The following is a 25,223-nucleotide window of genomic DNA, read 5'->3' as shown; positions in this document are numbered from 1 at the left end:
GGCGGAAGCTTAGGTTAGAACGGCCCTCGCTAGTTCGTGATCGGGTCGGTCGGACCCGTCCAGGGCAGCATCCCCTGGCCGACCGCGATCGCCAGGACGAGCGCGACCGCCGAGAGGATGACCGCCGCCACGGCGAGCCTGCGGGCGCGCAGAAAGTAGCCCACGACGCCCAGGAGTATCCCCAGCGAGGCGGACGGCACCGCGTTCGCCATGGCGGTCGGCCACAGGGCGGAGATCGCCCCCGCAAGGCCGGCGAGGACGCCTAAAGCGGCGAGCGCCTGCCCGATGATCGCCGACGCAGCCCCCCTACCCTCCCGGCCCCTCTCGTCCGTGGTCCCCTCGCGACTCTCCATGGTCTCACCCCCACACACGACACCTTTGTTGCATCTTAACAACCGCGCCTACCCCGGGCGAGGGGGGCAGGCCGCGGCCACCGGACGCATACGCCCGGCGTATGTTCCCGGCGCACTTAACGCTCGCGCGCGGGTGTGCTGAAATACCCGCACTCGTTCGTGGGGAACGGGAAGGGAGGGTAAGCATGAGAGCTATGCTATGCGGGTGCGGCCAGCGCCTGGAGGCCGCCAACGACGACGGTCTCGTCCACGAGACCCTGAACCACTACAGGTGGGTGCACGGGATGGCCGTCGTGGACGGGGAAGACGTCAGGCGGATCGTCGAGAAGGGCGCCTTCGGGCCGGAGGAGCACCCGATCACGCACGGCGGAGACCCGGACGGGGAGGTGTGGTCCCGGGATCTGCTCGGCAGGTCCGGCGCCCTGTCCCACACCTACGAGGGCTACGGCGGGGACGCGATGTGGCCCACGGACTTCGGCCCGCGTTAACGGGCCGATCTCACGCTAGAGCGGGCCGGGCCTCGAAAGGCCCGGCCCGCTCTAGCGTTGGTGCGCCGCTCCTTCTGGAGCGGGGAGTAAAGACCCGCTCTTACTGGCCCCCGCCGATCGCCTGCACGACCTCCTGGGGGCCGTTGAAGCGTTCGGTGGCCGCGTTCCTGATCTGGTCGACGATCCCCTGCGGGGCCCCGTTGCCTTCGGCCCCGGAGGCGACCTCTTCCTTCTGCGCGGGGAAGTTGATGCCTTGCAGGTACTGCTGGATGTTCCCCATCGAGCCGAAGTTGTCCATCGTTGCTCTCCTTCGCTTGCCTCTCACGTCTGTGTTTGCGTACCCCTCAGGGGCCGGCGGAAACATGCACCCGCCTCGTGCGGACCGCCGGTGTCCGCGGCCGGGGTGGGTACTCCCCGGATCCAGCCGGGGGGCTTCGGCAGGCTTGCGGGGGCGGAGAGGGGGTAAACAACCCTGCGTGGCGGGCGAAGGAGATCACTACACCGTAGACGAAGCGGCGAGCATCCTGGGCTCTCGCCGGTGCGCATACGCCAGTTGTGCCGTTCGGGCGAGCTTCTGGCGGAGCGGCGCGAGGAGCACATCGAAGGGGTGCTGGGTCCGTGGAGGATCCAGAGGGACGCGGTGCACGCTTTCTCGGAAGAGGAGCCCGACGCCGAGCCCGCTGGACCCAGGGACGCGAAGCCCGACGACGCGACCACGGTGGCTTCGGGGCGGCCAGATGGTGGCGATGCCGAGCCGGTCAGCGACGCGGTCGTGGAGAGGTTGGACACGGACACGCCTTCCGAGGCCTCCGAGCTGCTCTCGGAGAGCTTGCGAAACCTCCGGGAGCGGGCGGAGTCCCTGGTGGCGGAGCTGGAGCGTCTCGAAGGGCGGCTGGAGTTCGCCGAGATCCAGGACCAGGCCCTGCGCGAGGCCCTGCGGCGCGAGACGGAGAGGTCCGACGAGCTGAGATCCGAACTCGAGGCGGAGCGGGCCCGCCATCGTGGAGGTTTCTAGGGGGTCCCCGCCGTGCCGCACGCCCGATCCCGAGAAGTAGCGGCGCACACGGGCGGCGAACCTGCCCCCGATCCCTACGGCGGCCGTCCGGAGGGGCACACGGAGGGGCCCTTGAGAGGCCTGCTGGTCCTGCTCAGGCACGGGCAGAGCCGGAGCAACCTGGAGGACAGGTTCACGGGCTGGCAGGACGTCGGCCTCACCGGGGAGGGCCGCGAGGGGGCGCGTCACGCCGCCCGGTTGCTCGCGGAGGCCGGCCTCGCCTTCGACGCGGCCTTTGCTTCCTGCCTGCAGAGGGCGGTCGCGACGCTGCGGCTCGTGCTGGAGGAGATGGACCTGGACGGGGTGCCGGTGCGCTCCTCCTGGAGGCTGAACGAGCGCCACTACGGCGCCTTGCAGGGCCTCGAGAAGGCCGAGGCGGAGGAACGGTACGGCGAGGAGCGCGTCCGCGCCTGGAGGAGGGCTACCGCTCCCGCCCGCCGGCGCCCGAAACCCCGGAGGCCCAGCTCCCGGGGTTCCACGGGCATCACGAAGATCCCCGAGGACGCCGTCGCCCCTCGCGGAGAGCCTGGAGGACGTCTACGAGAGGGTGCTGCCGTACTGGTCAGCGGAGATCTCCCCCGCGGTGACGGGGGGCGGACGGGTGCTCGTCGTCGCCCACGGCAACTCCCTGCGGGCGCTCGTCAAGCACCTGGACGGCCTCTCCGACGGCGAGGTGGAGGAGCTGGAGATACCGCCCGCCCGTCCGCTCGTCTACGAGTTCGACGGCGGCACGGAGCCCGCCCGCCGCTACCGCCTGGGGAGAGGTTAGCCCGCCAGGGGACGACAGTCCGCACCCCCAAAATCGTCCCCCCGAAGAACGAACCGCGGTCCGTTTCCGGCCCTTCGCGGCCGGGTACGACGGGCGGAAAGTGGTCCGGAGGCTGAAACCGACGTTCGGGGCCGACCGGCCCCGCCGCGAGGAGAGACATGGGCGAGAACCGCTGGAGCGACATAGAGGAGCGCAAGAGGAACGAGAGGGAGGCCAAGGCCGGCGACGAGCTCCCCGAGGAGGGTCGGGGCGACGCCTCCTCCCGCCAGGAGGCCTCCAAGGCCCCGTCCGAGGACGAGGAGAAGCGCCGCGTCGTCGAGAAGCTCAGGGAAGGGGACGGGGGCTCCTGAGCCGTCCTGTGATCGTGCCGCCAAGGGAGCGTATGATGAGCTCCCGCACGCACGGTTTGCGGAGACGAACTGGATAGAGTCATAGAAAGGCTGGGCCGGTCGGATGCCCCAGGGAACGGTCAAGTGGTTCGATGGAGGCAAGGGCTACGGCTTCATCTCACCGGAGGAGGGCGGCGGCGACCTCTTCGTCCACTTCAGCGGCATCCTCGGCGACGATTTCAAGTCGCTGGAAGAGGGCGAGAGTGTCTCCTACGAGGTGAGCCAGGGCAAGAGGGGCCCGCAGGCTGAGAACGTCCGCCGCCTCTCGCCCCCCCGCCCGCAGCAGAAGCCGCCCGCCCCTCGGCCCCCTTCGCGCGGCCCCGCGCCCTCCGCGTCCCCCGACGTCCCCGAGCTGCTGCGCATGCTCGCCGCCCTGCGGGACGCAAACGTCCTGACGCCGGAGGAGTTCCGGGCCAAGCGCGACGAGCTCGTGGAGAGGCTGTAACCCGAGGTCCACTTCCGTAAGGTCTGTCCCTGACCCGCGATCACTCTCGTGCGGGGCTACGGACCTCAAGCCGGGGCGCCGGTGGGGGCCGTCTAGCGGTGTTTGCTAGCTCCCACGCGCTTCATCGCGGTGCGGAAGTCGTAGGTGGTGACCGAGAGGGAGCCCAGCTTGTGCGTCGAGACCTTCTGCTCGAAGTCGCGCAGGTTTATGGAGCGGCGCATGCAGGCGAGGGCGGCCTCGCGGCACAGGGCCTCGAGGTCCGCGCCCGAGTAGTCGCGGGTGAGCCCGACGATGGTGTCGAGGTCGAGGTCGGGGGCGACGGGCATGTCGCGGGTGTGGATCTTGAGGATGTGCAGCCGCGCCTCGGGGTCGGGGAGGCCGACCTCGACCTCGTGGTCGAAGCGGCCCGGGCGCCGGAGGGCCGGGTCGAGGGCCGAGGGACGGTTCGTGGTGGCGACGACGCAGACGCGCCCGGCGTCGTTCATCCCGTCCATGAGGGAGAGAAGCTGCGAGACGAGGGTCGCCTCGAAGGACTCGCTCATCGAGTCGCGGGCGGAGGCGAAGGAGTCGATCTCGTCGAACAAGATGATCGCGGGCGCCTTGTTGCGCGCCTCGCTGAAGATGTTCCTCAGGCGCTGCTCGCTCTGGCCCCAGTACTTGTTCAGGATCTCCGGGCCCGCTATCGCTATAAAGTGGGCGCCGGTCTCGTTGGCGACGGCGCGGGCGAGCAGGGTCTTGCCCGTCCCCGGGGGGCCGTAGAGCAGGATGCCCTTGTGCGGCCGGATGCCGAGCTTCTGGAAGATCTCGGGGTGCGCGATGGGCAGCTCGATCGCCTCGCGAAGGAGCGCTATCGTCTCGCGCATACCGCCGACGTCGGCGTAGGTGGTGGTCGGCACGTTGCGCTGCCCCGGCGTCGTGCCCGAGGCCGCCTTGACCCCCGCGCCGCCGCTCCTCACGCTCTTGGCGAGCCGCTCCAGGAGGTTCTCCCGGGGCTCTGCGGGCACGTCCTCCCCGGCCTTCGCGTCGCGCTTCTTCGTCACGGTCCAGCTCGTGACGGGGCCGGAGCCGCGGTAGCGCCAGGCCTCGTCGCGGTTCGGGTCGATCTTCTCGGGGAGGCGCGCCAGAAGCTCGGCGGTCCCGTCGAGGTCGAGGATCGGGCATCGGGCGCAGGAGCCGAGGTCCGAGAGGACGCGCTCGGTCATCGCCTCCTTGTCCACCTCGAAGACGCCGTCCTCCCCGGTCTTCCCGAACGAGTACCAGGAGTTCGGGGTGGCGTGGTCGTTGTCGTAGACCCGGATCTGTCGGCAGGGGAAGAGCTGCTTGCCCGCGAGCTTCTTCGGCGTACACCAGTCGCGGGCCGGCGTCCCGGAGCGCTGTTTGCGCAGAAAACAGCTCAGGCCGCCGAAGATCTCCTCGGCGCCGACGGCGACCCCGTCCGCGGCGTACTCGGCCTCCTTCTCGCCCCTGAGGTAGCCCCGGAGCTCGTCGACCGGGCGCCACTCGTCGGGGAGCGTGAGCTCCACGCCCACGCGGGCGGAGCCGTTCTCGCCCTCGATCCGGTAAGATGGATGGCGAGCGGCGACGGAGGCGGCCCTCGCCAGGGCGCCGTCCGACCGCAGGGGAAATCTCATCGAGAGCCTCACGAGGGGCGATTCTATCATCGCGCGGGGCGGGAACGGCCCCGGGCAGGCCGCGCAAGGGGGACAAAACATGGCAGACAAGGAAAACCCGCCCATCTCCACCCGCCGCGGCGACGACGGGACGACCACCCTCCTGGGCGCGGGACGCCTCTCCAAGGCCGACGCCCCCATAGTCGTGCTCGGCGACATCGACGAGGCCAGCTCCTTCCTCGGCCTCGCCCGGGCCGAGGCCGCGGGGGCCGGCGCGGAGGAGTTTGTGGCCCTGATCCTGGACCTCCAGCGCCTCCTCTACCGCGTGATGGGCGACGTGGCGATGCCGAAGGAGCAGAACTTCGTCGACGAGGGGGACGTCGGCTACCTCGACGACGCCCTCGAGGGGTGGCGCGGCCGTACCGAGCTCCCCAACGAGTTCGTGGTCCCCGGGGGGAGCCGCCTCGGCTCCCTCCTGGACGTCGCCCGCTCCGTCGTCCGGCGCGCCGAGCGGAGCCTGGTCGTCGCCGGGTACGCCGAGGGACACCCGTGCGCCCTGAGAGCCATCAACAGGCTCTCGGACCTTCTCTTCGTCCTCGCCCGCAACGCCGACGGCCGGCACGACCTCTCCAGGGGCTAGCGTAGCCCCCGCGCTACGGCTCCTTTTCTTCGCCGCCCTCCTGATCCTCGCGGGCTGCTCGGGGGAGAGCGACGGCGCCGGGGGGACCGGGAGCCCCGCCCGGGACGCGGGCGAGCCCGCCGCCGAAGCCCGCGGGGGCGCGCCCGCGACGACGGCCCCGTCCTGGACGCGAGACCCCCTGCGCACCACCCCGTCCCCCGGCCTCCGCGAGCCCGCGCCGTCTTACGGCTACACGTACGGCGAGGCCTCGGGCAACAGGGTGGCGCCGGGCTTCGGCGACCTGCCCCGGACGCGCCCGGTCGACGTGGAGCTCGGGGGCGAGCCGGTTTGGGTGGTCGGCGTACCCCTGGGGGAGGGGACGGGATGGGTGGTCGCGCTGAACACCGGCCGTCTGGAGGCGTTCAGGCTCCGGGGCCCGGGGGAGGAGGTCGAGCCCTCGCTCGTCGCGCCGGACGAGCTGCCGCCCGAGGCCCCGCCGCTCGTCCTCTCCAGCGGCGAGAAGCTGCGGCTCGTCCCGCCCTCCGAAGGGTCCTCCCCCTCACCCACCCGGTCCCCGCGGGCAACGGCCTGCTGGAGGTGGACGAGGAGGGGGGCTTATCCTCGGGCTCGGGGAGGGTACCGGGGTGACGGCGCTCCCGGACGCCCGCGCCGTGCGCAGCGAAGGGGCACCCTCGCCGTCGCCTCGGGCCCGACCACGCGTTACGCGCACGGCGCCCTCGGGGACGAGGCCGAGGCGGAGAGCATCACCCTGCTCGACGGGGACGCGGGAGAACCGGAGGTCTCCGGCGAGGTGCGCCCCGCGCCCGGGGCGTCTTCGAGACCCTGGCGCCCCTGTGGTTCGAGGCATCTCCTGGCCAAGAGCTCCTCGCCGTCGCCGAGAGCGACGAGGACCTGGGCACCAGGGTCTCGGCCTACCGGACCGACGGGGCGCTCGCCCTCGCGGGCCCCCCTATGGGGGAGCCGATGCAGTGGCGCCACCTCCTCGCCGCCGGTCCCTTCGGCCCGGGCGGGGAGGTCGAGCTCGCCGTCATGAGGACGCCGCACGTGGGCGGCGTCCTGGAGTTCTACCGGCCGAACTTCGAGCAGGGCGCCCTGGAGATCTCCGCCACCCTCCCGGGCTACACCACCCACACCCTCTACAGCCGCAACCTCGACACCGCCCGCGCCGGCGACCTCGACGGCGACGGTTCGTGGGAGGTGCTCGTCCCGGACAGGTTCCGCACGGGGCTCGCGGCCGTGCGGCGCACGCCGGACGGGGCCGAGGAGGCCTGGAAGCTCCCCGTCGGCGGCACGCTCACGACGAACCTCGCCTCCGCCACGGACGCGAACGGCAGGCTCTCCATCGCCGCCGGGAGGACGGACGGGGTGCTCAGGATCTGGCCTTAAGTAAATTTCGCAACGGGGGAAGCGGGCCCCCGGCGCGGGTATGATGCCGGGCGAGGAGATTCTCAAGAGGAGGAGGGTGGCATGGCCGTGGAGTTCGGCGTCTTCGTCCCGCAGGGGTGGCGGATGGACCTCGTCGAGATAGAGGACCCGGTCGAGCAGTACGAGGCGATGACCCGGGTGGCGAGGGTCGCCGAGGGCACCGGGGCCTACGACTCCGTCTGGCTCTACGACCACTTCCACACCGTCCCCGAGCCGACGCAGAACACCGTCTTCGAGTGCTGGACCGCGACCGCCGGCCTCAGCCGCGACACCGAGAAGGTCAAGATCGGGCAGATGGTCACCTGCAACGGCTACCGGAACCCCGCCCTCCTCGCGAAGATGGCCTCGACGGTCGACGTCATGAGCCGGGGGCGCCTCCTCTTCGGCCTCGGCGCCGGCTGGTACGAGCACGAGTGGCGGGCCTACGGCTACGGCTTCCCAGAGACGCGTGAGAGGATGCGCGCCTTCCGGGAGGCGTGCCAGATCATCCACCGCATGTGGACGGAGGACGGGGTCCGGTTCGACGGCGAGTACTACAAGCTCGACAGGCCCATAAACGAGCCCAAGGGCGTCAGCGTGCCGCACCCGTCTTTCTGGATCGGGGGCGGCGGCGAGAAGGTGACCCTGAGGCTCGTCGCCCGCTACGGCGACGCCTGCAACGTCGGCGGCGACGTAGAGCGCCTCAAGCACAAGTTCGCGGTCCTGAAGGGCCACTGCGACGACGTCGGGCGAGACTACGAGGAGATCACGCGCTCCACCTCGGTCAACGTCTACCTGTTGGAGGAGGGCGACGACCCGGTGAGCGCGACGGAGCTCGCCCGGGGCGGCATGGCCTACGACGAGTACTCGAAGCAGTTCATGGTCGGGACCGCGGAGGAGATCATCGCCCGCCTCCGGCCCATGGTCGAGGCGGGCGTCAACTACTTTATCGTCTACATGCCCGCGTCGCCTACGAGCCGACGATGGTGGAGCGCTTCGCGAGGGAGGTCGTCCCGAGCTTCTCCTGAGGGGCGGCCTCCTAGGAGACGGGCTTCTCCACCCACTCGGGGGCGGGGTGATGGTGGGCTGGGGCGCGTTGCCGGGGCCGTCGAGGCCCATCGAGGAGACGGTCATGGGGACGCGCACCTTCATGTCGTGGTCCGCGAGAATCTGGCACGAGAGCCTGACCTGCCCGACGAGGTTCTTCTCCCCGAGGATCTTGACCTCGGCCTCCGTCATCATCTCGGGCTCGCCCTCGAGAAACTCGACGCGGCAGGTGGTGCACTTGGCGTAGGCGCCGCAGCGGTGGAGGATGTCCAGTCCCACGTCCTCCTCTATCGCCAGGACGAGCCTCTTCCCCTCCGGCACGTCGGAAGCGCCTACTCCCTCTACCTCGATCTTGGGCACGAGCTCCTCCTCTTCAGCGGTTGGCGTGGAGGTCATTCTAGTGCCCGGCGACCTCGCGGCGCGAGGCCGGCCCTCCTCGGGCGGCTGCTTCGCGGGTTTTTCGTGTTTCAAACGACGCGCGATGCGGTAAACTGCCCGGCCATGAACGAGGAGACGTATCGAGTGGACGACAGGCCGCCTTCGGTAAAGGTAGACAAGCCCTGGGGGAGGTTCGAGCAGTACACCCACAACCTCCCCTGCACGGTCAAGATCATTACCGTCGAGCCGGGCGGGATGCTCTCGCGCCAGTACCACCACGGACGCGACGAGCTCTGGGTGGTGCTCGACCCGGGCATCCGGGTCGAGATCGGCGAGGAGGTCCTCGACCCCGATCCGGAGGAGAAGATCTTTATCCCGCGCGGGACGGTGCACCGTCTCTCCTGCGCCGGGGACGAGCCGGCGAGGATCCTGGAGATCTCCTTCGGCCTCTTCGACGAGGACGACATCGTCCGCCTCGATGACGTCTACGGCCGCATCGAGCCGTAGAGCAGCCCCGGTGAGGCCCGCGCCCACCACCGACTCCCAGAGCACGCCCCGAGCCGCCCCTGTCGCCCGCGCCCGGAGAACCGGGCATGAGCCCGACCGGGCGCGAGGACGAGCGGCGCGACGCGCCCCGCGGGGAACGGTCGGAACCTCCCGGCGAAGGGCGGCGCGCCGAGGACGAGGTTCAGCCGCAGAGGGCAGGAGACGGGGCGCCCTCTCCCAGCCGCGAGGCCTCGTGTTGCCCGTGGTCGGGCTCCTCCTCGTCGCGCTCGCGGTCGGCGGGGTGCTGCTGTGGCGCTGGTACGGGGACCAGACCGGGGGACCAGCCCCTTCGAGGACTCCGTCGCCTCGGGCCCGAGCCCTCGTGCGCCTGACGAACGGGCCGGGGCAGGTCCGCATCGAGGGGGCGGAGGCGGAGACCGTGGAGATCTCGGCCGAGAGGTACGCCCGCGGCTCCGACCCGTCCGCCGCGAGGGAGAACGCCTCCGGGGTCGCCGTGGACGTCGCGCGGGAGGGCTCCACCCTGGAGATCTCCTCGGACGGGGGCCGCGGCACGGGGGTCGACTACTCCCTCCGGGTGCCCGTGGGCAGCAGGGTCGAGGTCGAGTCGGCCGAGGGGGACGTGGAGATAGCGGGCGTCGCCGACAGCGTCGGGGTGACGGCGGAGATGGGGGACGTGGCGGTGAGGGACGTGCGGGGCTCCGTGACGGTCGATGCTCCCCAGGGAGACGTCGCGGTCGAGGGGATAAGCACGGAGACGGGGAACGTCGAGCTCTCCGTCGGCTCGGGCGACCTGATCCTGCGCGACCTCGTCGTCGGCATCCTGGAGGCGCGGGTGGAGGCCGGGAGCGCCGAGCTTCTCGGCCGCTTCGCCGGTGGGGGCCGGCTGCTCGTCGAGACGGGCTCCATCGCCGTGAGGGTCCCCCGGAGGACGTGAGGGAGCTCGCCCTGGAGGCCCGGGTGGGCGGGGTCGCGCGCGAGGGCGACCCCGAGGGGGCGAGTAGCCGGTGCTCGGGGAGGGAGGGGTTCGGGCTTCCACTCTCCGGAGGGCTTCCGGGACGTCGCGCGGGAGGTCTGGCTCGCCCCGGGACGCTTCTTCCGCAGGCTCGACCCGGACGGCGGCTGGCTCAGGCCGGCGCTCTTCTCCTCGGCCGTCCTCTACCTCAACCTCCTCCTCGGGGAGCTTCTGCAGGAGATATGGCTCTTCGAGTTCAACTACGGCCTCCTCTACGCCGCGCTCGCGGGGCTCGCGGTCTCGCTCGTCCTCGGGCCCCTGCTCGTCGCGGGGCTCGCGGCCCTCGTCCTCACGATCCTCGACGGCGCCCCCTCCCGCCGCAAGTTCGGCCCCGTCTTCCGGGCTTTGGGCTACGCCTCGGCGATAGGGCTGGTGCTCTGGCTCCCCCTCGCCCCCATCGTCGCCGTCCCCTACGGCCTCTACGTCGCCGCCGTGGCCGTGAAGGAGGTGCTGTTTATAGGCTGGAAGCGCGCCGCGGCCGCGGCCCTCATCCCGCTGGGGGCGGTGCTCCTGATCCTGCTGCTCCTCACCGGCCCGGACGAGGCCCGCGAGCTTCTCGTCAACCCGCCCGGAAGCTGAGGGAGCGATGCGGTATGGGCGCCACCCCGTCGAGCGTCTCTTCGAGCTCCTGGGGACGGTCGAGCCGTACCCCGAAGGGGTGGTCCCCGTGCCGGAGAAGCTCCCCGGCACCGCGTTCTTCCCCGGCGGCACGGGCCTGTGGCAGCCCGACGGGGCCCCGCCGCCCATGCCCATCGGCGGCGTGATGGTGCTCGGCCACGACTTCTACTCGGAGGCGGGCTACCGGCGCTTCGTGGCGGAACGCGGCGAGAGCACCAGGGGGCCGACGTGGCGCAACCTCCTCGCCCTGCTCGCCCGCGTGGGGGTCGGGCCGGAGCGGTGCTTCTTCACGAACGCGTACGTGGGCCTGCGCGCCGGCTCGCGGAACACCGGGCGGTTCCCGGGATCGCGCGACCCCGGCTTCGTCGAGCGGTGCAGGGAGTTCCTGGGGGAGCAACTGCGGGCCCAGAAGCCACGCCTGGTCCTCACTCTAGGCAGCTACGTCCCCGCCGTCCTCGCCCCGCTCTCCGGGGACCTCGCCCCGTGGCTGAGGGCCGCCTCGCTCAAGGCCCTCGATGAGGCCGGTCGCCCCCTCATCCCGAACGCGCGCTTCCCCTCCGTCCCCGGAGGGGAGGTCGCGGTCGCGGCCCTCGTCCACCCCTCCATCCGCTGGGCCAGCGTCCTCGGGCGCCGCTACGCAGGGCTCGAAGGCGACGCCGCCGAGGTCGCCATGCTGGAGGAGGCCCTGCGGGTCAGCGGCCTGCGGGAAGGTTAGGGGCCGGGCGGGCCTAGCCGGAGAGGGCTTCGAGCGCGATCGCCGTCAGGAGTGCGGCGCCCCGCGGCAGGATCTCCTCGTCGAAGGCGAACTGCGGGGTGTGGAGGCCAGAGACGTCGCCGACGCCGAGCCAGACGTAGGCGCCGGGCAGCTTCTCCAGAAAGAACGCGAAGTCCTCGCCGCCCATCGAGGGATAGGCGGGCTCGGCGGCCCGGTCCTCCCCGAAGAGCGAGGCCGCGACCCTCAGGGCCAGGGCCGCGGCCTCCGGGTCGTTGCGGGTGACGGGGTAGGAGAAGGTGTAGTCGAGCTCGGCGTCGGCGCGCATCCCGCCGGCCAGGCCCTTCACGAGGCTCTCCATGCGCTCCGGGATCCTGTGCCGGAGGTCGTCGTCGATCGTGCGCACCGTGCCGCCCATGCGCGCCGTCTCGGGGATGATGTTGAAGGCGGTCCCCGCCCCGATCTCCCCTATGGTCACGACCGCCGGCTGCACGGGGTCGGCCTCGCGGGAGACGATCGTCTGGAGCGCCGTGGCGACGTGCGCCGCGACGACGATGGCGTCGGCCGCGAGGTGGGGCATCGCGCCGTGCCCGCCCGTGCCCTTGATCTCCAGCTCGAACTTGTCCGCGGCGGCCATGATCGGGCCGGCCTTCGTCGCCGCCGTCCCGAACGGCAGCCCGGGCCACAGGTGGAGCGCGAAGATCTGGTCCACCCCTTCGGCGACCCCCTCCTCGACCATGACCTTTCCTCCTCCGCCGCCCTCCTCGGCGGGCTGGAAGACGAACTTGACGGTCCCGTTGAGCCCCTCGCGCATCCCCGAGAGGGCCTTCGCCGCACCCACGAGCATGCTCGTGTGTCCGTCGTGGCCGCAGGCGTGCATCTTGCCGTCCGTGCCGGAGGCGAAGGGCAGGCCCGTCTCCTCGTGGATCGGGAGGGCGTCCATGTCGGCGCGCAGGGCGATCGTGGGCCCGTCCCCCGCCCCCTCCAGCGTCGCCACGATGCCGTTCTGCGCGACGCCGGTCTGGATCTCCAGCGGCAGGCCTTCGAGCGCCGCGAGGACCTTCCCGGCGGTCTTTTCGGTGTCGAAGCCGAGCTCGGGCTCGCGGTGGATGTCGCGCCTGAGCGCGACGATTTCCTCGCCGAAGCTCCCCCGAACCTCGTCTACCAGTCCTTTGAACCCCTGGGCCACGTCCATGTAGCCTCCTCTCTGCTTCTTACGTGCTTGTCCTACCGGGTGACGCCCTTGACCCCGATGCCCCACTCCATGAGCAAGTTCCCCCCGAGAAAACCCGTCAGGCCGAGCACGGCGAGCCCCGCGAGCGCCACGACGAGGTAGGCGCGCGTCCCGCCGGCGTCGCCGCCCCGGCGCATCGAACGCCAGCGCCACGCCGTCAGCCCGACGAAGAGGGCCGTCGTCGCGAAGCCCAGGTACTGGTGGCGGTCTATCACGGAGAGGAGGACCGAGTCGTCCTCGTACGCCAGGTGCGCCACGAGGCCCGTCACCGTCGCCGCTATCGTGCCGAGCGTCCCGAGGACGAGCAGCAGCCAGGCCCCGGAGCGCAGCCCCGGCCTCTTGCCCGCGAAATAGTCCATGCCCACGCTGACGAAGAGCAGCGCTATGGGGAAGTGCGTCGTCGCGCTGTGCACGTGGTTGAACAGGTTCTCGAAGAAATCGCTCACATCCACAACCCTTCCGCCGCACGCACCTGCGCCGACCTCGCGAAACCGTCCACCATTCTACGACGCCACGCGCCCCCGACGGGGCGAAACGCGAAGACGCCCGCGGGGGATACCCCCCACGGGCGCCTCCGAAAGGGGATCTCCCCCTTCAGCGAACCAGGTTTCTAGGCGAGGGTCGGGTTCAGCCGGATCTCCACGTTGCCCCTGAGGGCGTTCGAGACCGGGCAGATCTGCTCTGCCTGGCGGGCGGCGTTCTCGAAGTCGTCCTGGCTCATGCCGGGCACGTTGCCCTGCACGTTCAGGTCGACCGTCGTGATCTTGAGCTGCGAGTCGTCGAGGACGCAGACGGCGTCGACCGTGAGGCTCTCGGGCGCGTTGCCCCCCTCGGCCAGCGTGTGAGAGAGCGCCATCGCGTAACAGGTCGCGTGCGCGGAGGCGATGAGCTCCTCGGGGCTCGTCTTCCCCTCGGGCTGCTGGGTGCGCGCCGCAAAGGTTACCGGCGAATTGCTCAGCACGCCGCTGCCCTCCGACACCGTGCCGTTGCCCGACATCAGGTCGCCGCTCCACTCCACGTGCGCGTTGCGCTCTACATTAGCCACAATCTCCTCCTCGGTATTCGCCTTCTATTCATCTGCCACAACGCATAAATCATACCCGGAATGCTCCGTGTATACACAAGCGTTCTCCCCGCCAAGCCGTCCTGGCCGGGGGACGGCGGTAGGAGAGGTTGGAGCCCCGGAGCAGTGCGCCGAGGAGGGCGGTGAAGATCGCGAAAGGCACCGGCCCTTCGGCCCCCACCGACGCGGCCCGTCCGCCGGCGTCGTCTCCGGCGGGGAGCGGCAGGATCGGGACCAGAGACCCCGCCGTGAGGCCGAACGCGCCGTGGGCGAGCACCGCGGGGACGATCGGGAGCTTAAGCGACCAGGAGATCCCGTAAGCCAGCGCGAAGAAGATCGCCGTTCGGGCTCTCCTCGCCGTCGCATCCCTCCCAACGCCGCCGTGAGGCGGTTTCGAGCCTACCGGGACGGCGGAGCAGGAGCTACTTCCGTATAGAAGGGACCCCGAGAGGCCGTATGGGCTCCGTCGATCTCGTCGGGGGCCGGGCGGAAAGCCGGTCTCGGGGCGGCGGACCCGACGGGGGCGTTCGGGTGTTGGATCAGAGGGTCCAGACCCTCCCCGGATCTTCTTTGGGCAGGGAGGTGGAGACGACCTTGCGGACGCCGCCCCGCCAGAGCTCGCGGGCGACCGTCGAGGCGGCGGCCAGGTCGCTCCCAGGCATGACGCCGGCGAGGAGGGCGGCGAGGCGGGCGTCCTGCGGGGCGTTGCGCAGGCCCGCGAGGAGGGCCCGGGCGAAGGCCAGGGGGGTGATGGTGTGTCCGGGGCCCGCGCCCGTGATCTCCGCGAAGACCTCCGGACGGTGGACGTGCTCCTCGTCCACGGTCTGGCCCAGGGCGTCTATTCCCCCTACGGCGACGACGAGCGTCGCACCTTCCGGCAGGGGGGGCTCGTGGTCCGCCGTCCCCTTGATGGGGCGCCTGCGGGAGCCGTCGGCCTCCACGAGCGTCACGCCGCCCTTCGGCGCGAGGGACGGCACCGCCGCCGCCTCGACCCCGCCGACGCGGTCCCTGGAGAGCATGCCGGACCCGGCCACGGCCACGCCCCCGTCCTCCAGCGCCCTCCCAACCTCCAGGCGCAGGTCCCCGGCATCCTCACCGGTCACGATGGGGCCGATCCGCCTGGCCTCGGAGACGAACATCTTCGTCGTGGGCACCGCGAGGACCTTCACGCCCGCCCTCTTCAGCTCGTCCGCGGCCTGGAGGATCGCGCTGGACTTACCGCCCGCCCCCACGAAGGCGACCACGTCCCCGGGCACGACGCCCAGAGCCCTGTAAAGCTCCAACAAACCTCCTCGGGGTGACGAATACGTCGCACCGCCGGACCGCTGACCGGGGGACGTGCGTGTCTTATACTACACCAGCAGAGAACATCATAAGTGACGATTGTTATGTGTGGCCGCGATTACCCCGGCGGGGACGGGGGTAATAGGGTGCGAACCGTCAAGATCGTCCGAACAGGGGGTGCTGGGTGACGCAGCAGCAAGATAGGGTGGAGAACTTTACCAGGGAGCTACGGCAAGACCGGCCGGCCTCCGATCGGAGCATAGGCGAGATCTTCAACGCCCTCAGGCCCCGCCTCCAGGAGCTCTTGAACAAGCAGATCGAGCTGGCCAGGGCCGAGCTCACACCCGTCGGCCGCAAGGCCGGGATCGCGATCGGCCTGCTCGTCGTCGGGCCGTGTTCATGTTGCTCTTCCTGGGCTTCTTCTTCGCGACGTTCGCGGCGGCACTGATCGCGGTCGGCTTCCCGGTCTGGGTCGCGATAGGGATCGTCACTGTTATACTGCTGCTGATCGGGGGCGTACTTGCAGGCTTGGGGGCGGGCAGGCTGAGGACTCTGGATCCCAAGCCCCACCGTACCATCGCGGCCCTCCAGCAGAACATTGAATGGATAAAGGGGCAGCTTAGGCCGTGACTCAGAAGCCACCGGAGCGTATAGAGCGGGAGATGTTCGAGATCCGGAGCCAGATGGAGCCGGATGCCCAGGACCTGGCGAAGCACGTGCAGCCTCAGGTCATCGCCGAGCAGGTGAAAGGGACGATCAGGCAGCGCATCCAGGACGCCGTCGAGCGCGTCAAGGCGAACCTCAGGGCGCGCGGCCAGGAGCTCGTCGACTCGGGGAAGCGCCAGGCGAACCTCGCCCGCAAGGTCGGCGAGACGAGGGAGACCGCCCCCCTCACCGATGCCGTCAGGAGCGACCCCCGCCCGATGGTCCTCCTTGCCGTCGTCCTCACCCTGCTTTTGCTTATGGCGCGCAAGGTCACCGGGGTAGCCGCGACCGGGACTGAGAGGCCCCTCCCCCAACACGCCCATTTCCAGCCCGTCGGCGGCGCCGCCGGCGACATGACCCTGGCCGCCCTGCTCCACGCGGGCGCCCCATCAAAGGGATCTCGAGGGAGCTCCGCAAGCTCGGTCTCCCCTTCGAGCTACGGCCGGAGCCCGCCGAGGTGAACGGCATACGGTCGCTCCGCCTCTCGGTCGAACACCCCGAAGGTCACGCCCACCGCACCTTCGCGGATATCCGGTATCTTCTGGAGGGCGCGGGGCTGTCGGGGAGGGTTGCGAGCCGCTCGGTCGCCGCCTTCCGCGTCCTCGCCGAGGCGGAGGGCATGGTACACGGGCTCCCTCCCGATGAGGTGACGTTCCACGAGGTCGGGGCGATCGACTCGATCCTGGATACCGTCGGGAGCTGCGTGGCCCTGGAGCTTCTCGGCGTCGAGACGGTGAGCTGCGGTCCTCTGCCGATGGGGACCGGTGTCGTGCGCGCGGCCCACGGCCCCCTCCCCGTCCCCGGCCCGGCGACGCTGGAGGTCCTCAAGGGCTCGCGGGTGCGCTTCACGGAGGAGCCGAGGGAGACGACCACCCCGACCGGCGCCGCCCTCATGGCGAGCCTCACCGGGGGGCGTTTCACCGACGCCGCCCCCCCCATGACGCCCCGCGCGGTGGGCTACGGCGCCGGCAACGCGACCCTGCGCGACGCCCCCAACGTACTGCGGGTCGTGATCGGGGAGATCGAAGGCGCGAGCGGCGCCGAGGACCTCACGCTCCTCGAGGCGAACGTGGACGACGCCCCGGGGGAGCTCCTCGGGGCGGCGGTCGAAGGGCTGCTCGGGGCCGGTGCCCTCGACGCCTGGCTAGAGCCCATCGTGATGAAGCGGGGACGCGGCGCTTACAAGGTCTGCGCCCTCGCACGCGGCGCCGACCGCGAAGGGCTCGCCCGCCACCTCATGCGCGCGACGGGCACGCTGGGCGTCCGCCACTCTCCCGTCGGGCGCGCCACCGCCGACCGCCGCGTCGTCGAGGTCGAACTCCCCTACGGACGGTGCCGGGTCAAGGTGGGCAGCCTCGACGGGGAGGACTTCGTCGTCTCCCCCGAGTACCTGGACGCCTCCCGGCTGGCGGAGGAGACGGGTCTCCCCCTCCCCCGCGTCTACTCCGAAGCCCGCGCCGCATACGAAGGTAGGCCTTCGTCTCCCGGCTGGCCGGCGGACGGGAGCTAGCCGCCGCCAGGGCGACAGCGCCCCAAACCTCGCGAGGGCGACCCCGAGAACACCAAAAGGGCCGGGAATTAACCCCGGCCCTCGTTCCGCTTATGCTGTTGTTTGAGTTCTTGTTACGCGGGGGTTACGTTCTCCGCCTGCATGCCCTTCTTGCCGCGCGTCGCCTCGTAGGAGACCTTCGTCCCCTCCTCCAGCGAGCGGAAGCCGTTGCCGGCTATCCCCGAGTAGTGGACGAAGAGGTCCTCGCCGCCGTCGTCCGGGGAGATGAAGCCGTAGCCCTTCTCGTCGTTGAACCACTTAACCGTTCCCTGGGGCATGTACTTAGCCCGCCTTTCTCTTCTCTGGGTCTCGCCGCAAAAGGGCCTCTCTCGAGGGGAAGCCTCTGCTTGCCGGAGCCCAACATTCACTTGCACTCTTAATTATACAAAACCGGCGCGGCAGGTTCATCCGTTTGAAGGCCGACACGCAGAAAAAGCTACTCCTCCTCGGGGAAGCCGCTCTCCAGGAGCGCGGCGCAGTTGTCGTAGACGGCGACCGCCCCGGCGACCTTCAGGGCCTCCTCGTCGTACGCTCCGCCGCTGAGCACGCCGATCGTCCGGATGTTGGCCGCCTTCGCCGCCTGCACGTCCCAAATCGAATCCCCCACGGCGACGGCCTCGTCGGCCGCGACCCCGGCCCTGTCGAGGGCCTCCTGGAAGAGGTCCGGGGCGGGCTTGGAGTTCTCGACGTCGCCCGAGCTGACGACGCCCTGGATCCTGCCCTCGGCCTCGAGAAGCTGCATGTGGTGCTCGAGCTCCTGGGGCTCGGCGCTGGTGGCGAACCACACGCCGTAACCGCGCTCGACGAGCGCGGCCACGAGCTCCTTCGCCCCCGGGAGGGGTAGTCCGTACTCCTGCATGGCCATGTACTGCTCGCCGTGCAGGTCGCTGACCTTCCCCTGCGCCTCTTCGCCCTCGACGAACTCGGGGACCAGAAGGTCCGATCCTTTCCCGACCTCCTTGTGTATCGCCGCCCGCGGCGCCCGCTGTCCGACCTCCTCGAAGGCCCGCCACCACGCCTCCGTGTGCAAGTAGTTCGTGTCCATGAGCGTTCCGTCTACATCCAGGATTACGGCCTTTACAGCCATGTAAGCGCCCTCCTCGTCGGCCTCGTATACGTGCCTTACAATATCCGCATGGACGACGGGAGAAACACGCGGACGGCGGAGACAGGGCTCGAACAAGACGCGGGCTACGAGGCCCTCTACGCTGGCGCGGCGCTCGTGGACCGGGCCGGCCGCGCCGTGCTCGGGCTGGCGGGCAAGGACCCGGCGGGCATGCTGAACGCCGTTCTGACGAACGAGGTTCCCGGGGATGGGCGCCTCGGCGTTTACGCCGCGCTCTTGAACCCGAAGGGCCGCGTGCTGACGGACCTGCGCGCCCTCAAGTCCCCCTCCGACGGTCGCATCCTCGTGGATACGGAGCCGGAGGGCGCGGACGCGGCCCGTGAGGTCCTGGGCCGCTACGCCCCCTTCTCCCGCGTGAAGATCGAAGACCTCTCGGGCGCCGCCGACCCCTGGGCCGTCCTCGGCCTCTACGGCCCGCGCGCCGCCGGGCTCCTCGGAGGCCTCGCCCTCGCCGAGCACGAATCGTCGGAGATAACGCTGGCGGGCGCGACCCTGCTCGCCGTCGGCGTCGCGGTCCCCGTCCCCGGCTTCGACCTCCTCGGGCCGGAGAGCGCGCTGGCCGCGGCGAGAGAACACCTGCTCGGCTCGGGGGCGGTAGCCGCCGGGCGCGACGCCTACGAGACGGCCCGCATAGGGGCCGGCGTCCCCCGCTTCGGCACGGACATCACCCCCGAAAACTTTCCGGGAGAGTGCGGCATCCTCGAGCGGGCCGTCAGCTTCAAGAAGGGCTGCTACCCCGGCCAGGAGACCGTCGCGAGGATGCACTACCGCGGCCACCCGAACAAGGAGCTGCACCGCTTCGTCGTCGAGGGCGAGTCGCCGAAGGTTGGCGCCGAGATCCTCCAGGACGGCAAGCGCGTCGGCAGCGTCACGGGCGTCGCCCCCCTGCCCGCAGACGGCCGAACCCTCGCGCTCGGCTACCTCTCCCGCAAGACGCAACCCGACGTGCCCCTCCGGGCCGGCGAGGCCACCGTCCGTCCCCTGGCGCTTGTTGGGAACAGTTCCCGATAACCCCTCCCTGCGGGCCTCGATTACGTTACAAGCAGGTACCTTCGTCCGCTCCCTGACAACGGCTCTCATGTGGGTGTGAACGCGTTACCCTCGGCGGCGTAGATCCTTTTATTTGCGCCGAATTCGGGCGGTTTCAAGAAGAGTTTTCGGTTTCGATCTCCGCGCGTTCGCCGGGGGCAGTGTGCTATGATCTGGGGTGTTGCAGTATCAAGGTATTTGCAAAGGCGATGGCAGGGGTTCGATGTTAAAGATAGAGAATTTGCACGCTGAGATCGACGGCCAGGAGATTCTGAGGGGTTTGGACCTCGAGATCGGCCAGGGCGAGATCCACGCGATCATGGGTCCGAACGGTTCCGGTAAGAGCACGCTCTCGAACGTGTTGATGGGGCATCCGAGGTACGAGGTTACGGACGGCGCCGTCACGTTCTTCGGGCAGGACATCTTCGAGCTCGAGGCCGACGAGCGCGCCAAGCTCGGCATGTTCCTCGCCTTCCAGTACCCGAGCGAGGTGCCGGGCGTCTCCGTGGCGAACTTCCTCCGCACCGCCGTCAACAGCGTGCGGGAGAAGGAGCTCTCCCCGATGGAGATGTACAAGCTCATCCAGGAGAAGATGCGCTTTCTCCAGATGGACCCCAAGTTCGCCGAGCGGTACCTGAACGAGGGCTTCTCCGGTGGTGAGAAGAAGCGCAACGAGATCCTGCAGATGCTCATGCTCGATCCCAAGCTCGCCATCATGGACGAGACCGATTCGGGGCTCGACATCGACGCGCTCCAGGTCGTCTCCAAGGGCGTCAACGCGCTCAGGGGGCCGGAGTTCAGCGCGCTCATCATCACGCACTACAACAGGATCCTGCGCTACATCGAGCCGGATCACGTGCACGTGATGCTCGACGGGCGGATCGTTACTTCCGGGCAGAAGGAGCTCGCGCTCCAGCTCGAGGAGAAGGGCTACGACTGGGTGCGGCAGGAGTTCGGCTCCGCCGCGCAGAGCTAGAGGAGGAGAAGGCATGCCGGAAGACAAGACTATTCAGCAGCTCGGCCTAGACGAGTACAAGTACGGCTTCCGCGACCCGGAGGAGTACTTCTTCAAGACGCCGAGGAAGGGCATCGACCCGGAGATCGTCGCCATGATCTCCAAGCACAAGAACGAGCCCGAGTGGATGCTCGAGTACCGCCTGAAGGCGCTCGAGGCGTTCTACGCCAAGCCGACCCCGCAGTGGGGCGGCGACCTGAGCGAGCTCGACTTCGACGAGATCTACTACTACATCCGCCCGATGGAGAACCAGGGCCGCTCCTGGGACGACGTGCCGGACGACATCAAGAACACGTTCGAGAAGCTGGGCATCCCGCAGGCCGAGCGCGAGACGCTCGCCGGCGTCGGCGCCCAGTACGAGTCCGAGGTCGTCTACCACAGCCTCAAGGAGGAGTGGGAGAAGGCGGGCGTCGTGTTCATGGACATGGACTCCGGGCTCCGCGAGCACGAGGACCTCGTCCGCGAGCACTTCGGGACCATCATCCCGGCGGACGACAACAAGTTCTCCGCGCTTAACTCGGCCGTCTGGTCGGGCGGCTCGTTCGTGTACGTCCCGCCAGGGGTCAGCATCGACATCCCGCTTCAGGCGTACTTCAGGATCAACGCCGAGAACATGGGCCAGTTCGAGCGGACGCTCATCATCGCCGACGAGAACTCGTACGTTCACTACATCGAGGGCTGCACGGCGCCTACGTACACGACGAACTCGCTGCACTCGGCGGTCGTGGAGCTTATCGCCAAGCCGGGCGCGCGCATCCGCTACTCGACCATCCAGAACTGGTCGCACAACACCTACAACCTGGTGACGAAGCGCGCGGTCGCGCACGAGAACGCCACCGTGGAGTGGGTCGACGGCAACCTCGGCTCCAAGCTCACGATGAAGTACCCGGCGGTCTACCTCGTGGGCGAGGGTGCTCGCGGCGAGATCCTCTCGGTCGCGTACGCCGGCGACGGCCAGCACCAGGACGCGGGCGGCAAGATCGTGCACGCCGCTCCCAACACCTCCAGCCTCATCACCTCGAAGTCCATCTCCAAGGGGACGGGCCGCTCGACGTACCGCGGGCTCCTGAAGGTGCATGAGGGTGCCGTGAACGCCAAGAGCCGCGTCGAGTGCGACGCCTTGCTGCTCGACGAGAACGCGCGGACGGACACGTACCCGTACATCGAGATCGAGGAGAAGAAGGTCAACACCGAGCACGAGGCCACCGTCTCGAAGGTCGGCGAGGACCAGCTCTTCTACCTCATGAGCCGGGGCTTGAGTGAGGAAGAGGCGATGGCGATGGTGGTCAACGGCTTTATCGAGCCGATCGCCAAGGAGCTCCCGCTCGAGTACGCGATCGAGCTGAACCGCCTGATCCAGCTCGAGATGGAAGGCTCGGTCGGCTAGGAGCCGCCGGTTGTAGCTTGCAAGACTTTTCGGCGGGGCGGGCTCTCTACACGAGGGTCCGCCCCTATTTTTTAGCGTGAGAGAGGCGGTCCCTTTGCAGCAGAGAGAAGTACCAGAAGTTTTGAAGACCCGCGGCATAAGCGAGGAGACGGTGAAGGCGCTGTCTTCCCTCAAGGGCGAGCCGGGCTGGCTCGCGGAGAAGCGCCTGCATGCGTGGCGCGCCTTCGAGGGGCTCCCGATGCCTACCCTCCGCGACGAGGCGTGGCGCTACACGGACATCTCGGACGTCAGGATAGAGGACTTCCTCCCCTACGCCCCGAGCCCGGACGCCCAGAGCGAGGATGAGCTGCCGGAGGCGGTTCGTAAGCTCCTCGCCGAGGGGGAGGAGAACTCCGCGCTGCTCGTGCAGCACAACTCGGAGACCGCCTACTCGCGCATCGACGACGAGCTGAAGGCGAAGGGCGTCGTTTTCACCGACCTCCACACGGCGCTTCAGGAGCACGAGGAGATCGTGAAGGAGAAGCTCTTCGGGCTCGTGCCCGAGGACTACGACAAGTTCGCGGCGCTGAGCGCGGCGGCGTTCGCGGGCGGGTCGTTCCTGTACGTGCCGCGCGGGGTCGAGATCGAGGTGCCGATCCAGAGCTACCGCTGGCTGGACGTGGTCGGCTCGATCATGCCTCGCACCCTCGTCGTCGTCGAGGACAACGCCAGCGTTACCTACATCGACGAGTACGCCTCCGCCGACGCCGAGGACCCGGCGTTCTCCAACGGGGCGGTCGAGCTCTACGTCGGGCAGGGCGCGCAGCTCCGCTACGTCTCCTTGCAGAACTGGGAGCGCAACGTCCTCCACTTTAACACCATCCGTTCGGCCACCGAGAAGGACGCGACGATTAACAGCCTCGTCGTCTCCTTCGGCGCCCAGCTTAGTCGGACGAACGTCGAGGCGGGCCTGACGGCCGACGGCGGCGACTCGGAGATGCTCGGCCTGTACTTCGCCGACCAGAACCAGGTCCTCGACCACCACACGCTCCAGGACCACCTCGCGCCGAACGCCCACTCGGACCTCGTGTACAAGGGGGCTTTGCGCGACGAGTCGGTCACGGTGTTCTCGGGGCTCATCCGGGTAGAGCCGGGGGCGCAGAAGACCGACGCCTACCAGACGAACAGGAACATCATCCTCGGGACGGATGACGCCTTCGCGGTCTCGTTGCCGAACCTGGAGATCATGGCCGACGACGTGAAGTGCTCGCACGGCTCGACGACGGGCCAGGTCGACGAGACGGAGCTCTTCTACCTCATGAGCCGGGGCATCCCGCGCCACGAGGCCGAGAGGCTCGTCGTCTTCGGCTTCTTCGGCGAGGTCACGAGCCGCGTCCCGCTGCTCGGCCTCAAGGAGAAGCTCGACCGCGTGATAGAAGCCAAGATCGGGCTGGGCTTCGAGAACCGGGCCGCATAGAGCCGTGGCAGAGTTCCACAAGCTAGCCCCCGCCAACGAGGTTCCCCCCGGCGAGGTCAGAAACTACGAGGTGGAGGGCCGCCCCGTGGCCCTCTGCAACGTCGACGGGGAGCTCTACGCCCTGGAGAACATCTGCACCCACGCCTTCGCCTACCTGAGCGAGGGCGGCCTCGTCGGCGAACGCATCAAGTGCCCCCTGCACGGCGCGACCTTTGACGTAAAAACCGGCGAGGCCAAGAGCCTCCCCGCCGTCAAGGCCGTCCCGACGCACGAGGTAAAGGTCGAGGACGGCGTCGTCTACGTCGCCCTCAACCCCAAGCAGGTCAAGGTCGGCGGGCGCAGGAGACGCTAGCCTTGGGACGTAGTCGCCGGGCGCGAGGAACCGGGAGCCCCGGACGGTGAGCCGCCGCGGCCGGCGCAGGCGGAGGAGCCGTCGCGGGGCCTCGGGACTCGCTTCCCTGCTCCTGATCCTCGCCCTCGTGGCGCTCTGGGCCTACTTCTCCGGGCCCACGACGCAGAGCGGCGGGGGAGGCGGCAGCGCCGTCGGCGGCGACCCCGGGCAAGCGCGGGCAGCCCTCGACGACCTCGCCGTCTCCGAGCCCGGCTCCATGTCGGGCTACTCCCGGGAGAAGTTCGACCACTGGAGCGACGCCCGCGAGTTCGGCTGGGAGGCGCCGGAAGAGTCCTGCGACGTGCGCGACGCCGCCCTGATCCGGGACGGCGAAGACGTCGTCGTGGGCGACGGGTGCAGGGTCGAGTCCGGGACCTGGCTCGACCCGTACACGACGGAGACGTACACCGACCCCCAGGACATAGACATAGACCACGTCGTGCCCCTCGCCAACGCCTGGCGGAGCGGCGCCTCGTCGTGGAGCGCCGAAGAGCGCGAGGCCTACGCCAACGCCCCGGACGTCCTGCTCTCCGTCGAGGACGACGCGAACCAGGAGAAGGGGGACAAGGGCCCGGAGGCGTGGAGGCCGCCGAACGAGGAGATCTGGTGCGACTACGCGTCGCGCTGGATCTCCATAAAGTCCGGCTACGGCCTGAGCGTGAACCCCGAGGAGAAGGAGGCCCTCTCCGAGATGCTCGACGATTGCGGGGGCTCGTAGCCGTGGAAGCCCGCTCGAACATCGTCTCGACCGCGGGCGGCGTGATGACGGACGAGGCGGGCGCGATCACCGGCGAGCTCGAGGTTCGCACGCTCCCCGAGGCGGGGCTCCTCGAAGTCCGCGTGCGCTACGCCGGGGCGGAGGAGTGGTACACCGTGACCGGGAGCCCCGTCCCGCTCTCCGGCGAGGAGAGGGACCCCCGGGAGATGCACGGGCGCGTCGTGGAGCGCCTGACGGAGCCCGGGCCCGTCGAGAACGGGAACGAGGCCGCCACCTCGCTGCGGGGGATGGATCGCTTGTAGCCGTGCGCTCCGCGCGCCTACCCGGACCCGACGAGGAGGATGCGATGTTGCTCGAGGGATCTTGCCACTGCGGCTCCGTCCGTTTCCGGGTCGAGTCCTCGACGCCGTACCCGTATCAGGCCTGCTACTGCTCCATCTGCCGCAAGACCGCCGGCGGCGGGGGGTTCGCGATCAACCTCGGCGCCGACGCGAACACCCTGGAGGTCGAGGGCCGGGAGCACGTCTCCGTCTACAACGCGAAGCTCTACGACCGCGGCGAGGGGGACGAGGTCCCCGCGAGCGAGGCGGAGCGCCATTTCTGCCGCTACTGCGGGAGCTTCCTCTGGCTCTTCTCCCCGGGCTACCCGGAGCTTGTCCACCCCTTCGCCTCCGCGGTCGACACACCGCTCCCGAAGCCGCCCGAGTACGTCCGCCTCATGCTGAACCACGCGGCACCCTGGTGCGGGGTCCCCGAGGGCCCCGGCGAGGCCCACTATCCCGAGTACCCCGAGGAATCGCTTGAGGACTGGCACCGCCGGCACGGCCTGGGCGGGTAGCC

At 69.7% G+C, this 25,223-nt stretch carries 32 protein-coding genes and 5 pseudogenes; 26 read left to right on the top strand and 11 right to left on the bottom strand.

Going from position 1 to position 25,223, the window contains the following annotated elements:
* Window positions 1-29: 29 nt before the first annotated feature.
* Window positions 30-353 carry a Sec62 family protein translocation protein gene (locus tag GBA65_RS00605; RefSeq protein WP_166394926.1) on the bottom strand — a complete coding sequence of 108 codons (324 nt, stop codon included), beginning with the start codon at window positions 351-353 and terminating at the stop codon, window positions 30-32.
* A 185-nt stretch (window positions 354-538) separates the two neighbouring features.
* On the opposite strand from GBA65_RS00605, the gene GBA65_RS00600 reads away from it, so the two are divergent.
* Complete coding sequence (locus tag GBA65_RS00600) at window positions 539-841, top strand: hypothetical protein (RefSeq protein WP_166394925.1); 303 nt, start codon at window positions 539-541, stop codon at window positions 839-841.
* A 100-nt stretch (window positions 842-941) separates the two neighbouring features.
* Here the strand turns inward: GBA65_RS00600 and GBA65_RS00595 are convergent, their stop codons facing one another.
* On the bottom strand, window positions 942-1,139 hold the full coding sequence (locus tag GBA65_RS00595; protein ID WP_166394924.1) for a DUF2795 domain-containing protein: 198 nt from the start codon (window positions 1,137-1,139) through the stop codon (window positions 942-944).
* A 240-nt stretch (window positions 1,140-1,379) separates the two neighbouring features.
* On the opposite strand from GBA65_RS00595, the gene GBA65_RS00590 reads away from it, so the two are divergent.
* The 5 genes and pseudogenes from GBA65_RS00590 to GBA65_RS23835 all read left to right on the top strand — a co-directional run.
* On the top strand, window positions 1,380-1,856 hold the full coding sequence (locus GBA65_RS00590) for a hypothetical protein (protein WP_166394923.1): 477 nt from the start codon (window positions 1,380-1,382) through the stop codon (window positions 1,854-1,856).
* 12 nt (window positions 1,857-1,868) lie between these two features.
* Window positions 1,869-2,267 (top strand): annotated as a pseudogene (locus GBA65_RS25925) (2,3-bisphosphoglycerate-dependent phosphoglycerate mutase); the annotation flags it as partial.
* A gap of 175 nt (window positions 2,268-2,442) precedes the next feature.
* Entirely contained in the window at window positions 2,443-2,664 is a 222-nt protein-coding gene (locus GBA65_RS25715) for a histidine phosphatase family protein (protein ID WP_407691032.1), read from the top strand.
* A 158-nt stretch (window positions 2,665-2,822) separates the two neighbouring features.
* The gene (locus tag GBA65_RS00580) at window positions 2,823-3,014 is read left to right on the top strand and encodes a hypothetical protein (protein ID WP_166394922.1); all 192 of its coding nucleotides are present in this window, start codon (window positions 2,823-2,825) and stop codon (window positions 3,012-3,014) included.
* 103 nt (window positions 3,015-3,117) lie between these two features.
* A pseudogene (locus GBA65_RS23835) lies at window positions 3,118-3,318 on the top strand (cold-shock protein); the annotation flags it as partial.
* A 272-nt stretch (window positions 3,319-3,590) separates the two neighbouring features.
* On the opposite strand, the gene GBA65_RS00570 reads toward GBA65_RS23835, so the two are convergent.
* Window positions 3,591-5,129: an ATP-binding protein gene (locus GBA65_RS00570; RefSeq protein WP_207956018.1), complete on the bottom strand. Its 1,539-nt coding sequence runs from the start codon at window positions 5,127-5,129 to the stop codon at window positions 3,591-3,593.
* A 79-nt stretch (window positions 5,130-5,208) separates the two neighbouring features.
* Between GBA65_RS00570 and GBA65_RS00565 the strand changes: the two genes are divergently transcribed.
* Complete coding sequence (locus GBA65_RS00565; protein WP_166394920.1) at window positions 5,209-5,748, top strand: cob(I)yrinic acid a,c-diamide adenosyltransferase; 540 nt, start codon at window positions 5,209-5,211, stop codon at window positions 5,746-5,748.
* Between the two features lie 228 nt (window positions 5,749-5,976).
* Here the strand turns inward: GBA65_RS00565 and GBA65_RS00560 are convergent, their stop codons facing one another.
* Window positions 5,977-6,294 carry a hypothetical protein gene (locus GBA65_RS00560; protein WP_166394919.1) on the bottom strand — a complete coding sequence of 106 codons (318 nt, stop codon included), beginning with the start codon at window positions 6,292-6,294 and terminating at the stop codon, window positions 5,977-5,979.
* Between the two features lie 417 nt (window positions 6,295-6,711).
* Here GBA65_RS00560 and GBA65_RS00555 point away from each other — a divergent pair, with 417 nt between their 5' ends.
* Entirely contained in the window at window positions 6,712-7,134 is a 423-nt protein-coding gene (locus tag GBA65_RS00555) for a hypothetical protein (protein ID WP_166394918.1), read from the top strand.
* Between the two features lie 81 nt (window positions 7,135-7,215).
* A pseudogene (locus tag GBA65_RS25920) lies at window positions 7,216-7,896 on the top strand (LLM class F420-dependent oxidoreductase); the annotation flags it as partial.
* Window positions 7,897-8,373: 477 nt separating this feature from the next.
* On the opposite strand, the pseudogene GBA65_RS25915 reads toward GBA65_RS25920, so the two are convergent.
* Window positions 8,374-8,595 (bottom strand): annotated as a pseudogene (locus tag GBA65_RS25915) (2Fe-2S iron-sulfur cluster-binding protein); the annotation flags it as partial.
* A 105-nt stretch (window positions 8,596-8,700) separates the two neighbouring features.
* On the opposite strand from GBA65_RS25915, the gene GBA65_RS25910 reads away from it, so the two are divergent.
* The 4 genes and pseudogenes from GBA65_RS25910 (at window position 8,701) to GBA65_RS00525 (ending at window position 11,429) form a co-directional block, all read left to right on the top strand.
* Entirely contained in the window at window positions 8,701-9,084 is a 384-nt protein-coding gene (locus GBA65_RS25910; RefSeq protein ID WP_166394917.1) for a phosphomannose isomerase type II C-terminal cupin domain, read from the top strand.
* A 232-nt stretch (window positions 9,085-9,316) separates the two neighbouring features.
* Window positions 9,317-10,018 carry a DUF4097 family beta strand repeat-containing protein gene (locus GBA65_RS00535; protein WP_166394916.1) on the top strand — a complete coding sequence of 234 codons (702 nt, stop codon included), beginning with the start codon at window positions 9,317-9,319 and terminating at the stop codon, window positions 10,016-10,018.
* 192 nt (window positions 10,019-10,210) lie between these two features.
* Window positions 10,211-10,675, top strand: a pseudogene (locus tag GBA65_RS00530) (YIP1 family protein); the annotation flags it as partial.
* 7 nt (window positions 10,676-10,682) lie between these two features.
* Window positions 10,683-11,429 (top strand): uracil-DNA glycosylase family protein, encoded by a 747-nt coding sequence (locus GBA65_RS00525; RefSeq protein ID WP_166394915.1) that lies wholly within the window; start codon window positions 10,683-10,685, stop codon window positions 11,427-11,429.
* A 13-nt stretch (window positions 11,430-11,442) separates the two neighbouring features.
* Here the strand turns inward: GBA65_RS00525 and GBA65_RS00520 are convergent, their stop codons facing one another.
* The 3 genes from GBA65_RS00520 to GBA65_RS00510 all read right to left on the bottom strand — a co-directional run bounded on the left by GBA65_RS00520 (window position 11,443) and on the right by GBA65_RS00510 (window position 13,705).
* Window positions 11,443-12,621, bottom strand: coding sequence for a M20 metallopeptidase family protein (locus GBA65_RS00520; RefSeq protein ID WP_166394914.1), 1,179 nt, complete (start codon window positions 12,619-12,621; stop codon window positions 11,443-11,445).
* A 32-nt stretch (window positions 12,622-12,653) separates the two neighbouring features.
* Window positions 12,654-13,106 (bottom strand): DUF2231 domain-containing protein, encoded by a 453-nt coding sequence (locus tag GBA65_RS00515; protein ID WP_166394913.1) that lies wholly within the window; start codon window positions 13,104-13,106, stop codon window positions 12,654-12,656.
* Between the two features lie 164 nt (window positions 13,107-13,270).
* The gene (locus tag GBA65_RS00510) at window positions 13,271-13,705 is read right to left on the bottom strand and encodes an OsmC family peroxiredoxin (protein WP_166394912.1); all 435 of its coding nucleotides are present in this window, start codon (window positions 13,703-13,705) and stop codon (window positions 13,271-13,273) included.
* 161 nt (window positions 13,706-13,866) lie between these two features.
* Between GBA65_RS00510 and GBA65_RS00505 the strand changes: the two genes are divergently transcribed.
* Window positions 13,867-14,043, top strand: coding sequence for a hypothetical protein (locus GBA65_RS00505; RefSeq protein WP_166394911.1), 177 nt, complete (start codon window positions 13,867-13,869; stop codon window positions 14,041-14,043).
* A gap of 219 nt (window positions 14,044-14,262) precedes the next feature.
* Here the strand turns inward: GBA65_RS00505 and yqeC are convergent, their stop codons facing one another.
* Window positions 14,263-15,006, bottom strand: a complete 744-nt coding sequence (yqeC, locus tag GBA65_RS00500) for a selenium cofactor biosynthesis protein YqeC (protein ID WP_166394910.1) — start codon at window positions 15,004-15,006, stop codon at window positions 14,263-14,265.
* A gap of 185 nt (window positions 15,007-15,191) precedes the next feature.
* On the opposite strand from yqeC, the gene GBA65_RS00495 reads away from it, so the two are divergent.
* Genes GBA65_RS00495 through larC form a run of 4 tightly spaced genes read left to right on the top strand, consistent with a single transcriptional unit; the run spans window position 15,192 to window position 17,222 of the window.
* Complete coding sequence (locus GBA65_RS00495; RefSeq protein WP_166394909.1) at window positions 15,192-15,455, top strand: phage holin family protein; 264 nt, start codon at window positions 15,192-15,194, stop codon at window positions 15,453-15,455.
* Complete coding sequence (locus tag GBA65_RS00490) at window positions 15,407-15,637, top strand: phage holin family protein (protein WP_166394908.1); 231 nt, start codon at window positions 15,407-15,409, stop codon at window positions 15,635-15,637. The genes GBA65_RS00495 and GBA65_RS00490 overlap by 49 nt, the downstream gene beginning before the upstream one ends.
* Window positions 15,634-16,173 (top strand): DUF3618 domain-containing protein, encoded by a 540-nt coding sequence (locus GBA65_RS00485; protein WP_166394907.1) that lies wholly within the window; start codon window positions 15,634-15,636, stop codon window positions 16,171-16,173. Before GBA65_RS00490 ends, GBA65_RS00485 begins: the two co-directional genes overlap by 4 nt.
* Window positions 16,101-17,222: a nickel pincer cofactor biosynthesis protein LarC gene (gene larC / locus GBA65_RS00480; RefSeq protein ID WP_166398251.1), complete on the top strand. Its 1,122-nt coding sequence runs from the start codon at window positions 16,101-16,103 to the stop codon at window positions 17,220-17,222. Before GBA65_RS00485 ends, larC begins: the two co-directional genes overlap by 73 nt.
* A gap of 113 nt (window positions 17,223-17,335) precedes the next feature.
* Here larC and GBA65_RS00475 read toward each other — a convergent pair whose 3' ends face one another.
* Window positions 17,336-17,539: a cold-shock protein gene (locus tag GBA65_RS00475; RefSeq protein ID WP_166394906.1), complete on the bottom strand. Its 204-nt coding sequence runs from the start codon at window positions 17,537-17,539 to the stop codon at window positions 17,336-17,338.
* 158 nt (window positions 17,540-17,697) lie between these two features.
* Complete coding sequence (locus GBA65_RS00470; RefSeq protein ID WP_166394905.1) at window positions 17,698-18,348, bottom strand: HAD family hydrolase; 651 nt, start codon at window positions 18,346-18,348, stop codon at window positions 17,698-17,700.
* 48 nt (window positions 18,349-18,396) lie between these two features.
* Here GBA65_RS00470 and ygfZ point away from each other — a divergent pair, with 48 nt between their 5' ends.
* From ygfZ to GBA65_RS00430, 8 genes are all read left to right on the top strand, one after another.
* Window positions 18,397-19,398, top strand: coding sequence for a CAF17-like 4Fe-4S cluster assembly/insertion protein YgfZ (gene ygfZ / locus GBA65_RS00465; RefSeq protein WP_166394904.1), 1,002 nt, complete (start codon window positions 18,397-18,399; stop codon window positions 19,396-19,398).
* A 241-nt stretch (window positions 19,399-19,639) separates the two neighbouring features.
* Window positions 19,640-20,392 (top strand): Fe-S cluster assembly ATPase SufC, encoded by a 753-nt coding sequence (gene sufC, locus GBA65_RS00460; protein ID WP_166394903.1) that lies wholly within the window; start codon window positions 19,640-19,642, stop codon window positions 20,390-20,392.
* Between the two features lie 13 nt (window positions 20,393-20,405).
* Window positions 20,406-21,818, top strand: a complete 1,413-nt coding sequence (gene sufB, locus GBA65_RS00455; protein WP_166394902.1) for a Fe-S cluster assembly protein SufB — start codon at window positions 20,406-20,408, stop codon at window positions 21,816-21,818.
* A 94-nt stretch (window positions 21,819-21,912) separates the two neighbouring features.
* Window positions 21,913-23,274, top strand: coding sequence for a Fe-S cluster assembly protein SufD (gene sufD, locus GBA65_RS00450; RefSeq protein ID WP_166394901.1), 1,362 nt, complete (start codon window positions 21,913-21,915; stop codon window positions 23,272-23,274).
* A 4-nt stretch (window positions 23,275-23,278) separates the two neighbouring features.
* Complete coding sequence (locus GBA65_RS00445) at window positions 23,279-23,626, top strand: non-heme iron oxygenase ferredoxin subunit (RefSeq protein WP_166394900.1); 348 nt, start codon at window positions 23,279-23,281, stop codon at window positions 23,624-23,626.
* Between the two features lie 46 nt (window positions 23,627-23,672).
* Complete coding sequence (locus GBA65_RS00440; RefSeq protein WP_166394899.1) at window positions 23,673-24,383, top strand: HNH endonuclease family protein; 711 nt, start codon at window positions 23,673-23,675, stop codon at window positions 24,381-24,383.
* The gene (locus GBA65_RS00435) at window positions 24,368-24,685 is read left to right on the top strand and encodes a hypothetical protein (RefSeq protein WP_166394795.1); all 318 of its coding nucleotides are present in this window, start codon (window positions 24,368-24,370) and stop codon (window positions 24,683-24,685) included. The genes GBA65_RS00440 and GBA65_RS00435 overlap by 16 nt, the downstream gene beginning before the upstream one ends.
* 44 nt (window positions 24,686-24,729) lie before the next feature.
* Entirely contained in the window at window positions 24,730-25,221 is a 492-nt protein-coding gene (locus GBA65_RS00430; RefSeq protein WP_166394898.1) for a GFA family protein, read from the top strand.
* The last annotated feature ends 2 nt before the right edge of the window (window positions 25,222-25,223 follow it).

This window comes from Rubrobacter marinus (genome assembly GCF_011492965.1).
Taxonomy (GTDB): Bacteria; Actinomycetota; Rubrobacteria; order Rubrobacterales; family Rubrobacteraceae; genus Rubrobacter_F; species Rubrobacter_F marinus.
The sequence above is the reverse complement of the archived record's forward strand: the minus strand, read 5'-3'. Positions and strand labels throughout refer to the sequence as shown.